General features: G+C 63.2%; 12 protein-coding genes. 5 read left to right on the top strand and 7 right to left on the bottom strand.

The genetic code is table 11. The features are described 5' to 3' along the window. The 4 genes from QUV11_RS16625 to QUV11_RS16610 form a co-directional block, all read right to left on the bottom strand. The coding region (locus tag QUV11_RS16625) for a PEP/pyruvate-binding domain-containing protein (RefSeq protein ID WP_300884064.1) at positions 1-1369 on the bottom strand (1369 nt) is incomplete at its 3' end. A 41-nt stretch (positions 1370-1410) separates the two neighbouring features. Continuing rightward, the gene (gene glyS, locus QUV11_RS16620) at positions 1411-3747 is read right to left on the bottom strand and encodes a glycine--tRNA ligase subunit beta (protein ID WP_300884061.1); all 2337 of its coding nucleotides are present in this window, start codon (positions 3745-3747) and stop codon (positions 1411-1413) included. Positions 3748-3906: 159 nt separating this feature from the next. Then, positions 3907-4746 (bottom strand): glycine--tRNA ligase subunit alpha, encoded by an 840-nt coding sequence (locus tag QUV11_RS16615; RefSeq protein ID WP_367279866.1) that lies wholly within the window; start codon positions 4744-4746, stop codon positions 3907-3909. A 277-nt stretch (positions 4747-5023) separates the two neighbouring features. Beyond that, entirely contained in the window at positions 5024-7132 is a 2109-nt protein-coding gene (locus QUV11_RS16610) for a molybdopterin oxidoreductase family protein (protein ID WP_300884054.1), read from the bottom strand. 209 nt (positions 7133-7341) lie between these two features. On the opposite strand from QUV11_RS16610, the gene QUV11_RS16605 reads away from it, so the two are divergent. Genes QUV11_RS16605 through QUV11_RS16595 form a run of 3 tightly spaced genes read left to right on the top strand, consistent with a single transcriptional unit; the run spans position 7342 to position 8979 of the window. Further along, positions 7342-7554 carry a helix-turn-helix transcriptional regulator gene (locus tag QUV11_RS16605; protein WP_300884053.1) on the top strand — a complete coding sequence of 71 codons (213 nt, stop codon included), beginning with the start codon at positions 7342-7344 and terminating at the stop codon, positions 7552-7554. Next, complete coding sequence (locus tag QUV11_RS16600) at positions 7523-7966, top strand: hypothetical protein (RefSeq protein WP_300884051.1); 444 nt, start codon at positions 7523-7525, stop codon at positions 7964-7966. Before QUV11_RS16605 ends, QUV11_RS16600 begins: the two co-directional genes overlap by 32 nt. A 44-nt stretch (positions 7967-8010) precedes the next feature. Then, positions 8011-8979: a TraB/GumN family protein gene (locus QUV11_RS16595; protein WP_300884048.1), complete on the top strand. Its 969-nt coding sequence runs from the start codon at positions 8011-8013 to the stop codon at positions 8977-8979. 54 nt (positions 8980-9033) lie between these two features. On the opposite strand, the gene QUV11_RS16590 is transcribed toward QUV11_RS16595, so the two are convergent. Then, entirely contained in the window at positions 9034-10164 is a 1131-nt protein-coding gene (locus tag QUV11_RS16590) for an epoxide hydrolase family protein (protein WP_300884045.1), read from the bottom strand. Positions 10165-10475: 311 nt separating this feature from the next. On the opposite strand from QUV11_RS16590, the gene QUV11_RS16585 reads away from it, so the two are divergent. Continuing rightward, positions 10476-11006 carry a fasciclin domain-containing protein gene (locus QUV11_RS16585; protein ID WP_300884065.1) on the top strand — a complete coding sequence of 177 codons (531 nt, stop codon included), beginning with the start codon at positions 10476-10478 and terminating at the stop codon, positions 11004-11006. Between the two features lie 57 nt (positions 11007-11063). Here QUV11_RS16585 and phhA read toward each other — a convergent pair whose 3' ends face one another. Next, positions 11064-12008 (bottom strand): phenylalanine 4-monooxygenase, encoded by a 945-nt coding sequence (gene phhA, locus QUV11_RS16580; RefSeq protein ID WP_300884043.1) that lies wholly within the window; start codon positions 12006-12008, stop codon positions 11064-11066. A 133-nt stretch (positions 12009-12141) separates the two neighbouring features. Between phhA and QUV11_RS16575 the strand changes: the two genes are divergently transcribed. Then, complete coding sequence (locus QUV11_RS16575) at positions 12142-12603, top strand: Lrp/AsnC family transcriptional regulator (protein ID WP_300884042.1); 462 nt, start codon at positions 12142-12144, stop codon at positions 12601-12603. Between the two features lie 298 nt (positions 12604-12901). Here QUV11_RS16575 and QUV11_RS16570 read toward each other — a convergent pair whose 3' ends face one another. Beyond that, positions 12902-13228, bottom strand: a complete 327-nt coding sequence (locus tag QUV11_RS16570) for a hypothetical protein (protein WP_300884040.1) — start codon at positions 13226-13228, stop codon at positions 12902-12904. Between the last annotated feature and the right edge of the window lie 86 nt (positions 13229-13314).

Genomic DNA, 13314 nt, shown 5'->3' with positions numbered 1-13314 from the left:
CGCGCGCCGCGTGCATGCCGTGGATGTCCTCGGGGCTGGTCTCGATGCGCACCAGGATAACGGCTTCGCCCATCTCGTTGCGGCGCTCGGCGGTATCGGCATCGAACACGATCACGCCGCTCGCAGCACCCGGCGAGGCGGGAAGCCCCTTGGTGAGAACGTCGCGCACCGCATCGGGATCGAGCGAGGGGTGCAGCAGCTGGTCGAGCGCCATCGGATCGACGCGTCCGATCGCCTCTTCCTCGGTGATCAGGCCTTCGCTCGCCATGTCGACCGCGATGCGCAGCGCCGCCTTGGCGGTACGCTTGCCCGAGCGGGTCTGCAGCATCCAGAGTTTGCCGCGCTCTACGGTGAACTCGATGTCCTGCATGTCGCGGTAATGCTTTTCGAGGATGTCGAACACGCGTGCCAGCTCGGCATAGGTTTCGGGCATCGCCTCTTCCATGCTCAACGGCTTGGCACCGGCCTCGGCGCGCGCCGCGGTGGTGAGGTACTGCGGCGTGCGGATGCCGGCGACGACGTCCTCGCCCTGCGCGTTGATCAGGAACTCGCCGTAATAGAGGTTCTCGCCGGTCGAGGGGTTGCGGGTGAACGCCACGCCCGTCGCCGAGGTGTCGCCCATATTGCCGAACACCATCGCCTGAACGTTGACCGCGGTGCCCCATTCGGCGGGAATGTCGTTGAGGCGGCGATAGACCTTGGCGCGTTCCGACTGCCACGATCCGAACACCGCGGCGACCGCGCCCCACAATTGGTCGTTGACGTCCTGCGGGAACGGCTTGCCCCACTGGTCTTCGACCAGCGTCTTGTATTCGGCCACCAGCGCGCGCCAGTGCTTGGCTTCCATCTCGGTATCGCTGAAGAAGCCGTTGTCTTCCTTCATGATTTCGAGCGCTTCCTCGAACGCATCATGATCGAGGCCGAGCACCACGTCCGAATACATCTGGACGAAGCGGCGATAGCTGTCCCACGCAAAACGCTCGTCGCCCGAGACCTTGGCCAGCCCTTCGACGGTCTGGTCGTTGAGGCCCAGGTTGAGCACCGTATCCATCATGCCGGGCATCGAAACGCGCGCGCCCGAGCGCACCGAGACCAGCAGTGGATCGGCGATGTCGCCGAAGTTCTTGCCGGTGATCGCCTCGATATGCTTGAGGCCATCTGCGACCTCGGCCTTCAGGCTGTCGGGAAACACCTCGCCATCCTGATAATAGCGCGTGCACATCTCGGTGCTGATGGTGAAGCCCGGCGGCACCGGCAGACCGATCGAGGCCATGCCATCAAGATTGGCACCCTTGCCGCCGAGCAGGAACTTGTCGCCTGCTCCGCCGTCATTGGCATCGCCACCGAACCGGTACACATATTTGGTCATCAGTCTCAGCCTGTCTTAAGGAATGGAATGATCGGTCGAGGCTATCCCTCGATCTTCGAAAAATCGGCAACCCGGTGAACCGCGCTGCGGAACCGCGCGAGCAGCCCCAGCCGCGCGGCGCGCTTGGCCGGGTCGGCATCGTTGACGGTCACGTCATCAAAAAACGCATCGATCGGCGCGCGCAGAACGGCGAGCGCGGCCATCGCGCCCTCAAAGTCTTCCGCTTCGATCGCGGCGATGGCGCGGGGCTCGGCGTCGTCGAGCGCGGCGATAAGCGCGGCTTCGGCGGGTTCGTGTTCAAAAGCCCTCTCTCCTTCAGGGGAGAGGGTTGGGAGAGGGGAATGCTCGGAGGTGGGCGACTGCCCCTCTCCTTCCGCCGCTTCGCGGCTCCCTCCTCTCCCCTCAAGGGGAGAGGGCATTTCCTTCTTCAGGATATTCGCCGCACGCTTGTACCCGGCGAGCAGATTGCCCCCCTCGTCCGTCTCGACAAATGCCTGCAGCGCATGGACACGCGCGAGCAGGCGGACGAGATCATCCTCACCGCCGAGCGCGAAGACTGCGTCGATCAGGTCGTGACGGACACCGGCCTCGCGCTGCTGGACCTTGAGACGGTCGATGAAAAAGGCAACCAAAGTCACAGCAACATTCTGATCGTACGTCATCGCAAGCGGACGACCAGCAAATTGAGATGCTGCTGCCTCGAACTCTCGGGCCAGAGTTGCGACAGCAGGTATCTTCATCGCCGGTGCAACCGCGGCAGCGATCATCGAATGAACCGAGCAGCGCAACTGATTTGAGAAGATCAGGTTGGACACAGCAATCGCTGAACGCCTCAAAGCAAACGGGTCTTTGGAACCTGTCGGCAACTCATTGATGCTGAAGAAGCAGGCAAGGCTGTCCAGCTTGTCCGCCAAACTCACCGCCACCGTCACCGGATCGGTGGGCACATCATCACCCTGGCCGACCGGCTTGTAATGGTCGCGGATGGCGGCGGCGACTTGGGGGTCGAGACCTTCCTTCGCCGCGTAATAACCGCCCATAAGTCCCTGAAGTTCGGGGAATTCGCCGACCATCTCGGTGACGAGGTCGGCCTTGCACAGGCGCGCGGCCTGTTCGGCGAGGGTGGCGAGATGAGCACGATCGAGCCCCTCCCCTTCAGGGGAGGGGTATGGGGTGGGGGCGTCACTGACGACGCGGGATTCATTCCCCACCCCAACCCCTCCCCTGAAGGGGAGGGGCTTTGCAGTTACAATTCCCTCTTCGCACAACCACCGCGCGAGCTTGGCGACGCGCTCGACCTTGTCGGCGACCGTCCCCAGCTTCTCGTGGAAGACGATACTCTTGAGCTTCTCGGCATGCTGCTCGAGCGTCTTTTTCTGGTCGAGCTCCCAGAAGAACCGCGCATCGGAGAGCCGCGCCGCGAGCACCTTCTCGTTGCCCGCGACGATCGCCTTGCCGCCATCGTGCGCGGAGATATTTGCGGTGCAGACGAACGCAGGTGCCAGAGCGCCCGCAGCATCGCGCACGACGAAATATTTCTGGTTGATCCGGGTGGTGAGCTGGATGACCTCAGGCGGAACCTCGAGGAAGGCGGGATCATAACGGCCGAGCAGCGGCACCGGCCATTCGGTAAGCCCGGCGTTCTCGATCACCAGCCCCTCGTCCTCGACCAGCACGAAGCCGGCGTCGCGCGCAGCCTTCATCGCGCCGTCGCGGATGATCGAAGCGCGCTCGTCATGGTCGACGATGACATGCGCGGCGCGCAGCGCGCTGGCGTAATCCTCGACGCCCGATATCGTCACCGGGCCGGTGTGATGGAAACGGTGACCGACGGTGCTGTTGCCCGCGACCAGCCCGTCGATCTCGCATGGCACGACATAGCCGCCGAGCAGCGCGATGATGCCCTGCAGCGGACGTACCCAGCGCAGCGATTCCGTGGTCTGGCTCGCGGTGCCCCAGCGCATCGACTTGGGCCAGGGGAAGGCGCGGATGATCGCGGGGATCGCGTCGGCGAGCACATCGGCGGTGGCGCGGCCGGGCTTGTTGATCACCGCAAACAATGTCGCGCGGCCCTTGACGTCGCGGGTCTCGAGCGCGTCGCGGGTCAGCCCCGCCTTGCGCAGAAAACCCTCGACCGCGGCATCGGGAGCCTCGGCGGGGGGACCCTTGAGCTCCTCGGACACGGCCTGCGTCGTCTCGGGCAACCCGCGCGCGATCAATGCGAGGCGGCGCGGGGTGGAGAAGGTCTGCAAGCTTTCGGCCTTGAGACCAGCAGCAGCGAGCTGTTCGGCGAACAGTTTTTCGAGATCGGCGCGCGCCTTGCCCTGCATGCGGGCGGGGATTTCTTCGGAGAGCAGTTCGAGCAGGAAATCGGTCATCTTAAAATCCTCCCCATTCTGGGGAGGGGGACCGCGCAGCGGTGGAGGGGTAGCGGGTTGGCACGATGCTGGCGGGGGCGGCACAAGCCGGCTTCCCCTCCACCATCCTGCGGATGGTCCCCCTCCCCGTTCCGGGGAGGATTTGCGATTGAGTCAACATCACGCCACCCACCCGTTCTTTTCCATCCAGGCCTCGCAGCTGCCCTTCGCGAGTTCGCGCACCCGGCCCATATAGGCCTGGCGTTCGGCGACCGAGATCACCCCGCGCGCCTGCAGCAGGTTGAACACATGGCTCGCCTGGATCGCCTGCTCGTAGGCGGGGATCGGCAGCTTGGCCTCCAAGCAGTTCTCGCATTCGGCAACCGCCTTGCGGAAGGCGTCGAACAGGCTCTCGGTGTTCGCCACCTCGAAGTTCCACGCGCTCATCTGTTTTTCGTTCTCGAGGAACACGTCGCCATACGTGACGCCATTGCCGTTGAAATCGAGATCGTAGACGCTGTCCTTGCCCTGGATATACATCGCGAGCCGCTCGAGCCCATAGGTCAGTTCGCCCGCCACCGGCTTGCAGTCGAAGCCGCCCATCTGCTGGAAATAGGTGAACTGCGTCACCTCCATGCCATCGCACCAGACCTCCCAGCCAAGACCCCAGGCGCCCAGCGTCGGGCTTTCCCAGTCGTCCTCGACAAAGCGGATGTCGTGGAGCAGCGGGTCGACGCCGATCGCGGTCAGGCTGTCGAGATAGAGCTGCTGGATGTCACCCGGCGAAGGCTTGAGGATCACCTGATACTGGTAATAATGCTGCAGGCGGTTGGGGTTCTCGCCATAGCGGCCATCGGTCGGACGGCGGCACGGCTGGACGAACGCGGCGTTCCACGGATCGGGCCCCAGCGCGCGAAGCGTGGTTGCGGTGTGAAACGTCCCTGCCCCCATCGGCATGTCATAGGGCTGCAATATCAGGCAGCCATGACGGCTCCAGAAGCTGTGCAGGGTCAGGATCATGTCCTGGAATGACAGGCTTTGCTCGCTCAAAAGTCCGGGCCTTCGCAGATGCACAAATGTTGCGCCGCGCTTTGGCGGATGGCGGCGCTGGGGTCAAGTGACAGGTGAGTCAGGCTTGGTGTGGTGGCCCCAAGTTTTGCTTGTCCGATGCCGGTCCCCTGCGCAGGCAGGGGCCTATCTCCTGCCCTGCCGATGTTTCACCTGCTTGGAGATGGGCCCCCGCCTGCGCGGGGGACCGGAAAAAGCGCGAGGGGTCTGAAAAAGACGCGGGGCATTGCTACTCCGCCGCCACCATCTGCTCGACCTTCTCCAGCGTCACCGGCGTGCCATTGAGCACGGCGTTGCCCGAAATCGGGTCCATCGCCTGCGGATCGGTCAAGTCGTTGAGCGACACGCCGGGTCGCCTGCCCGCCACCGACAGCTTCGTCCCCGGCTTGTCATGGCCAAAGCCGTGCGGGATCGAGATCACGCCGCGCATCACATCGTCGCTGATCTCGGCGGCCAGTTCGACCGAGCCGACCCGGCTGGTGACACGCACCAGATCGCCGTCGGTGACGCTGTGGGCCGCCGCATCGTCGGGGTGGATCATCGCCGTGCAGCGGTCCGGGCCCTTGGCGAGCCGGGGGGAATTGTGCATCCAGCTGTTGTTGTTGCGGACATGCCGCCGTCCGATCAGCAGGAATGCGTCCGGCGGCGTTACGGCGAGTGCATCGCGCCATTGCTCCAGCGCTTCCAGGCACAGTGGCGGGGCACACACGATGCGCTTGTCGGGGGTCTGCAACCGTTCGGGCAGCCGCTGGACATGCGGGCCGAAGTCCTTGCCGTTGGCGTTGGCCTCGAGCTCCTCGAGCGTCACGTCATAATCCGATCGCGCCAGCATCGACGCAAGCACCGTGCGCGGCGGCACGATGTTAGGCACCGCCTCGCCGCGCGCGTGCAGGATCGCGCGCGCCATCTCGGCAACGATCTCCCAATCGGCCTTGCTGCCTTCTTCCATCGGCAGCGTCGGCGCTGAGTAATCGGCATAGTTGCGGATCGCGATCGGCCCAAGCAGCAGCGGGTAATGATCCTTTTCCAGCGGGCCACATGGGGGCAAGATGTAATGCGCGTGCGCGCTGGTTTCGGTGACATACATGTCGACCGACACCATCAGGTCGAGCAAAGGCAGCGCCTCGCCCCAGGCGCCCGGCGCCGACAGCACCGGATTGCCCGAAAGCACCACCAACGCCTTGATCTGCCCCTCTCCGGCGGTCGCGATCTCTTGCGGAAGCAGCGCGCTGGGAAATTCGCTGATCACCTCGGGCCGGTCACCGATCCGCGAGCGGAAGCGATCATAAGTCCCCGGTCCCGCGCCCGCGACCAGATCGACCACGGGGGAGGAAAACATCGCCCCGCCTTCGCGGTCGAGATTGCCCGTAGCGATGTTGAGCAGCTGGATCAGCCACAGGTTGAGCGTTCCGCCTTGCGTCACCGAAACCCCCATCCGGCCGTAGACGATGGCGGGTTCGCCGTTGCCCAAGGTCGCCGCGAGGTCGCGGATCACCGGCTCGGCAATGGCGCAATGCGCGGCGAGACTTGCCACATCGAAACGGCGGATCGCCTCCCACGCCGCGACCCAGCCCTCATCGAGCATCGGCTCCAGCCGTCCGGGATTGACCAGCCCCGCCTCGTCGAGCGCCTTGAGCAACCCGAGCAGCAACGCGGTATCGGTGCCGGGGCGGATGAAATGGTGCGCATCGGCGATCTTCGCGGTCTCGGTGCGGCGCGGATCGATGACGACCACCTGCCCGCCACGCTTCTGCACCGCCTTCAGCCGCTTCTTGACGTCGGGCACGGTCCACACGCTGCCGTTGCTGGCGAGCGGATTGCCGCCGATGATCAGCATGAAGCGGGTGCGGTCGACATCGGGGATCGGGAACAGCGCGTTGTGCCCGTACATCCACATCTGGATCAATTGGTGCGGGATCTGGTCAAGCGTCGAGGCGGAATACAGCGTGCGCAGCTTCATCGCCTTGCGCAGCACCCCGGTCTGCGTTCCGGTGGAATAATTGTGCGCATTGGGGTTGCCCATGTACATCGCGGGCTGGCCGCCGCTTGTCATCACCTGCGCCATGCGCGCGCCGATTTCAGCAAAGGCGGTGTCCCAGTCGATCTCCTGCCAGCCGGTGGCGGTGCGCTTGACCGGGCGCCGCAGCCGGTCGGGGTCGTCCTGCAGGTCGGCGAGCGCGGTCGCCTTGGGGCAGATATGGCCACGGCTGAGGACATGGTCGGGGTTGCCGCGGATCGAGACGACCTTGCGCCCCTCGACCTCGATCAGCACGCCGCAATTGGCCTCGCACAGATGGCAGGTGCGCGCGTGGATGCTGGTCGCCGATTCGTCCGCCATGGCTGTCTCTCCCGTTGTTATTGGCCGACAGGCTATCAGCGCATCCGGCGGCTGACCAGCCACCCAAAGCCGCAGCTTTCCGTAGCGGATGTCATGGAGAACTAGCATATAGTCACGGTCGCTTGACATGCTCAGCGAATCGAGACATATTGTCAAGGTCACATGACAAAGCGTCACGGTTCAATGACACCGGACAGAGAGCGAACCCGATGAAAAACCGGCTAAAGGTGCTGCGTGCAGAGCGCGACTGGAGCCAGGCAGAGCTGGGCGCCAGGCTGGATGTTTCCCGCCAGGCCGTCAATGCGATCGAGACGGGGAAATACGACCCGTCGCTGCCGCTGGCCTTCCGGATTGCACGGCTGTTCAGCATGCCGATCGAGGAGATTTTCGATGACGAGTTCAACGGAGGTGACAATGGCTGAGGCAGACTGGCAGGCGCGCGCGAAGCATCGCAAGCGGCGCATCAACCTGGTCGTCGGCACCTTGTTCGCTATCGGACTGGTATCGGGCTTTCTGGTCGGCTTTTTCGAGGACGAGCAAGCGGGGCTGGTCGCAGCCAACAGCATTCCGCCCTGGCTGGCCGTGGCCAGCGCCATCCTGTTCGTGGTCGCCACCACTTTGGGCTCGTGGAAGCTGACGCAGGTGTCGGATGAGCATGAACGCACCATCCACACCAAGACGACCTTGTTGGCCGGCAACGTGCTGCTGATCGGCTATCCGACATGGTTCATCCTGTGGAAGGGCGGCATCGTGTCCGAACCCGATGCAATGTGGCTGTTCCTCGCAGGCTTCGGCATCAGCATCGTCGCCTATGGCTGGTACAAGCTGCGCTGATTATTTTTGTTCTCCCCTTTGTTTCGAGTGAAGGACGTTCACCTATGATGACCATGACCATGACCAAGACCTTGCGAACTGCAGCATCGACCCTGGCGCTGACCGGTGCCTTGCTGATGAGCTTTGCCAGCGAGCCGCTGCTGGCCAAAGATCAGACCAGCGTCGCCGAGGCACTGGGCGCCGCCCCTGCCCCCGCTGCCAAGGACATCAATCCCGCAATGTGGATCGTCCGCGATGCCGATACGACGATCTATCTCTTCGGCACCGTTCATGTGCTGCGCCCCGGGCTGAACTGGCTCAAGGGCGACGTGAAGGCCGCTTTCGACGGTTCCGATGAGCTTGTCCTCGAGGTGGTCGAACCCGAAGACCCCGCGGTGACGCAGTCGATCATCGCCAGTATGGCGACCAATCCGCAGGGCACCACGCTGCGCAGCCTGCTGACCCCGCCGGTTCTGGGCAAGTACGAATCTGCCTTGGGCACGCTCAACATCCCGCCAGCCGCGCTGGATGGGTACAAGCCTTGGTTTGCCGCGGTGACCCTGACCACCGTACCGCTGCTGATGCAGGGCTATGATCCCAACAGCGGCGCGGAGAAGATCTTGTCGATCGCCGCCAAGGCGCAATCCAAGCCGATCGGCCAGCTTGAGACGATCGAGCAGCAGCTGGGCATCTTCGATAAACTGGGCATCGCAGAGCAGATTGCATTTCTCGATGTCACATTGGACGGGGTGCCCGACGTCACGACCCAGATCGACGCAATGGTCGAGGCCTGGGGCAAGGGTGACCTGACCGTGCTCGACACGCTGCTCAACGAAGGGTTTCAGTCCTATCCGGGCCTGTACGACGCGCTGCTGACCGATCGCAACCAAAACTGGGCAAACTGGATCAAGGCGCGGATGGACAAGCCCGGCACCGTGTTCATTGCCGTCGGCGCCGCGCATCTGGTGGGCAAGGACAGCGTTCAGGTGCTGCTTGAAAAGCAGGGCATCACCAGCACCAGGGTTGCGCAGTAACGGCGCGCTCTTCCCCCGCCGAGGCCCGTCAGCGTCACCGCTGGCGGGGCTCGGTCATCCGCTCAGACTGGCGGCACGGAAACAGGCGCGGACTTCTTCGACAAATATCTGCGGCACCTCGAGCGCGGCGAAATGGCCGCCCTTGTCCACTTCGTTCCAGTAGATGATAGAACTGAAGCGCTTTTCCGCCCATCGGCGCGAGGTCTGGAACAGCTCCTTGGGAAAGATCGTCCCGCCCATCGGCACGCTCACCGGATCGAAGCCCATATTCGAGAAGCTGTGCCAATACAGCCGGGCCGAGGATGCCGCCGAATTGGTCAGCCAATACAGCGTGATCGTATCCAGCAACGCATCGCGGCTGAACCCCGAGAAACTGTCGTCGCAATCCGACCAGTTGCGGAATTTCTCGAGGATCCACGCCATCTGACCGACGGCCGAATCCGCCAGCGCATAGCCGATCGTCTGCGGGCGGGTTCGCTGGATCGAGGAATAGCCGCTTTCCTTGTCCTGGTAATACTGCATCCGCGCAGCGGCGCGCTTCTCAAGGTCGCTCAGATCCGCCATCGTCGCAGGGTCCGGCAGCGCCAGCACCATGTTCGAATGCACCGCCGCACAAGCGCCGAGATTCTGCCGTGCGATCTCCAGCGTGACGCCCGAGCCCCAATCCCCGCCCTGCGCAAAGTAGCGATCATACCCCAGAGCCAGCATGAGGTCGTTCCACACCCTGGCAATCCTGGCGATATCCCACCCGGTCTCGGTCGGCTTGCCCGAAAAGCCGAAGCCCGGAAGCGAGGGAATAACCAGGTGGAAGGCGTCGGCTGGGTCGTCCGGATTGGTCAGCGGCTCGATGACCTCGATGAATTCCAACACCGAGCCCGGCCAGCCATGCGTCAGGATCAGCGGCCGCGCGTTTTCGTGCGGCGAGCGAATGTGCAGGAAGTGGATGTCCACCCGGTCCAGCTCGATGAGAAACTGCGGATAGGCATTCAGCGTTGCTTCGCAGGCGCGCCAGTCATAGCCGTCGGCCCAGTACGCGGCATACTCGCGCACCACGGCGAGCGGAATGCCCTGATCCCAGTCGTCGACCGTTTCGCGCTCGGGCAACCGCGCAGCGCGTATCCGCGCCTTCAGATCCTCGATTTGCGCCTCAGCAATATCGACACGAAATGGACGGATGGTGGTCATGGCTATGGCCTGTATGTTGGAGCCCGGACGGGGGCGGTGTGGTCGCGCTCGACTGACTATCTTTTCGCCCCGATGAAACCAACCGCATTCTGTGTCGTTGCCCTCACGACGCGTTCGCATCACGGCCCGTTGCCGTGATTGCCGCCCGGTGCTTGAAACCCATGCCCCGCGCGGACTCTCAACCGGACGCTCCTCAAGGAGATCTCAAGATGAAAACCGCCATTTTTACGTCCGTGGCAGCAGCTTCGGCCCTCATGCTCGGCGCCTGCGGATCGGAAAACACCACCGTGACCACCGAGGCCGATACGACGATGCCCGCCGATGGGACCGCGGTTGCCGATGGCATGGACCCTTCGGGCAATGTGATGGTGGGCGGCGCGCAGATGCTGCCGACGCGCAATATCGTCGAAAATGCGTCTGAATCGCCGCTGCACACCACTTTGGTGTCGGCAGTAACCGCAGCCGGCCTGGTCGATACGCTGTCGGGCACCGGACCTTTCACGGTCTTCGCTCCGGTCAACGCAGCATTCGAGAAGCTTCCCGCCGGCGCAGTGGATTCGCTGATGAAGCCTGAAAGCAAGGCACGGCTCGGCGCCGTCCTGACCTATCACGTCGTTTCGGGTCGCATGACCGCTTCGGACATCGCGCAGGCGATCACCGACGGCAATGGCACCGCGACACTGACCACGGTTCAGGGTGAAAACCTGACCGCCAAGATGGACGGCAGCAATGTCGTGCTCACCGGTGAAGGCGGCAGCACCGCCATCGTCACGCAGGCAGACGTTCCGCAGTCGAACGGCGTGATCCACGTCATCGACGGCGTGCTGATGCCCAAGGCCTGATTTGGCTGCTTCAGGCGGTCGGCAGCGATGCCGACCGCCTGAGGTTCAGACCTATACCTAAACAGGCTGGGCGCCCGATCCCTGCCCGCCACGATTGGCATATTCCTGGGTGCCGAGGTGATAGACCTTGTCGCCGCCCAGCACCGCCTGATTCGAATAGGTGAAGCCGGGGTTCAACCCGCGATACAGATCGTCGAAATTGCGCTCGACGGTCTTGCGGAACAACTCCTCGAAGCTGTCGATCACGAAATAGGTCGGCTGCATGTCCGAGATGACGTAATCGGTGCGCATCACCCGATCGACCTCGAGGTGGATACGGTTGGGCGAGTGTCCCTCCACCGAAAACTTGACCTCGAGCGGCCCTGACAAAATGCCCGCGCCATAGGCCTTGATGCCATCGGCCTCGCGGATCAGTCCGAATTCGACCGTATACCAGTACAGCGCCGACAGCGCCTTGAGCCGGTTGTACGCCAGCGCCTTCCACCCGGCGCGGCCATATTCCTGCATGTAATCGGCGTAAACCGGATCGGTCAGCATCGGCACATGGCCGAACACGTCGTGAAACACGTCGGGCTCTGAAATATAATCGAACTGCTCACGCGTGCGGATGAAATTGCCCGCCGGAAAACGCCGGTTGGCGAGGTGATAGAAGAACACGTGATCGGGGATCAGCATCGGCACCGGCACCACCGACCAGCCGGTGATCGGCTGCAGTTCCTCGCTCAATGCGCCGAAATCGGGCACACCGCCGCGCCCTAGATCGAGCCGCTCCAGCCCCGCGATGAAGCTGCTCGCCGCGCGTCCGGGCAGCACGTTCATCTGCTGGGCGAACAGATCGTCCCAGATGCCGTGTTCTTCCGACGTATAAACGCGCTGCTGGGACTCGAGCCAATCCTCTGCCAGATGCGCCGGGCGCTTCAAGGGCGCAACGCAGGTGCCAGCGGGCACATCGGGTATGGCCGAGTAATCCACCGCGTCTGGCCGGATGAGAAGATTTTCCATGCTGCGTCCCCTGTTGCTGGTGCCTCGCAGATATAGCAGGTTGTCGCGGAAAAATCCTTTCCCATTCTTGCTGAAACAGTCCGCTGAAAGGAACGATCTTCCTTTATCCGGCGCAATATGGCAGACCCTTTCTATGATCGACCTCGATGCAGAAGATATCCGTATCCTGCGTGCGCTGCAGGACAACGGCCGGATGACCAACGCCGAACTGGCCGAAACCGTCGGCATGTCCGCCTCCCCGTGCTGGCGGCGCGTGCGCAAGCTGGAAGCCGACGGCGTGATCCGCGGCTATGCGGCGCGCCTGAGCCGGCGGGCGCTGGGCCTGGGCGTGCTCGCTTATGTCAGCGTCGAGATCGCCGACCACAATGACGCCCTGACGCTTGCGTTCGAGGAGGCCGTCGCCGAACTCGACGAGGTCATCGCCTGCCATCAGGTCACCGGCGGCGCGGATTACATCCTCACCGTCGTCAGCCGCGACCTCGACAGCTATGCCGATTTCGCGAACAAACGCCTGCGCCCAATCGCGGGGATCAAGGCGATCAGCACGAGCTTCGTGCTGAAGGAGGCGAAACCGCAAAGCGGGCTGCCGGTGTAGGGGGGCCGGTTTCGGGAACTGGCTGCCTTGATCTTTGTGGTGGGTTTTGCGTCGATAGCTGCCCCACCCCTCATCGTCACGCCGGACTTGATCCGGGGCCCAGAGCGATCAGGTGCGCCGCCTGGAGTTAAACCCTGGGTCCCGGGTCAAGCCCGGGATGACGGAAAAAGCGGGCTTGCTGCTAAGGGGGCTGTGAAAGGGTCACCGGCTTTGGCAGAAACAACCCGATAGCTGCCTGACCGGACTGGCTGAAATACCGATTCATCGGTAACGACCGTTTGTGAGTGGAAAGCAGAAGCTATGGCTTTCGCTCCAGAGACCGGCGGAAAGCTCGCCAATAGGAAGCGCACCCCACCGCGATGATGCCGACTGCCCAAATCACACTGAGCCAAAACCAACCGTACCACAGAGCACCACGCGATAAGTCCAGTCCGTCCGAGATCATGACCGGAACAAATGGCGCGATCGCTAGGAGGAAGAACTTGGCGTCGACGCGCTCCGACTTTGAAAATCCTGCGATGCGTTTGAATGCCGTTTTGCGCTCCGTCATCTGCCACAACGCTGTCTCTTGCTGACGCGACCAGCGGTTGAGCAGCTTTCTTAAAACGGAAATGCGACCAGCCATGCGCTACTATCCCAAGGACGGCCTATGTCTGCAATTGATATCGTGGACGGCTCTCCACCCCCGCGGAATAATCTCCGCGGGAGAGT

This window comes from Blastomonas sp. (assembly GCF_030373265.1).
In the GTDB taxonomy this organism is placed as follows: Bacteria; Pseudomonadota; Alphaproteobacteria; order Sphingomonadales; family Sphingomonadaceae; genus Blastomonas.
The sequence above is the reverse complement of the archived record's forward strand: the minus strand, read 5'-3'. Positions and strand labels throughout refer to the sequence as shown.

Bases quoted from the DNA above. Each gene is read 5' to 3' on its own strand.
- glyS (WP_300884061.1), bottom strand. From the start codon at position 3,747: ATGACCGATTTCCTGCTCGAACTGCTCTCCGAAGAAATCCCCGCCCGC.
- QUV11_RS16615 (WP_367279866.1), bottom strand. From the start codon at position 4,746: ATGATCCTGACCCTGCACAGCTTCTGGAGCCGTCATGGCTGCCTGATA.
- QUV11_RS16610 (WP_300884054.1), bottom strand. From the start codon at position 7,132: ATGGCGGACGAATCGGCGACCAGCATCCACGCGCGCACCTGCCATCTG.
- QUV11_RS16605 (WP_300884053.1), top strand. From the start codon at position 7,342: ATGAAAAACCGGCTAAAGGTGCTGCGTGCAGAGCGCGACTGGAGCCAG.
- QUV11_RS16600 (WP_300884051.1), top strand. From the start codon at position 7,523: ATGACGAGTTCAACGGAGGTGACAATGGCTGAGGCAGACTGGCAGGCG.
- QUV11_RS16595 (WP_300884048.1), top strand. From the start codon at position 8,011: ATGATGACCATGACCATGACCAAGACCTTGCGAACTGCAGCATCGACC.
- QUV11_RS16590 (WP_300884045.1), bottom strand. From the start codon at position 10,164: ATGACCACCATCCGTCCATTTCGTGTCGATATTGCTGAGGCGCAAATC.
- QUV11_RS16585 (WP_300884065.1), top strand. From the start codon at position 10,476: ATGCCCGCCGATGGGACCGCGGTTGCCGATGGCATGGACCCTTCGGGC.
- phhA (WP_300884043.1), bottom strand. From the start codon at position 12,008: ATGGAAAATCTTCTCATCCGGCCAGACGCGGTGGATTACTCGGCCATA.
- QUV11_RS16575 (WP_300884042.1), top strand. From the start codon at position 12,142: ATGATCGACCTCGATGCAGAAGATATCCGTATCCTGCGTGCGCTGCAG.
- QUV11_RS16570 (WP_300884040.1), bottom strand. From the start codon at position 13,228: ATGGCTGGTCGCATTTCCGTTTTAAGAAAGCTGCTCAACCGCTGGTCG.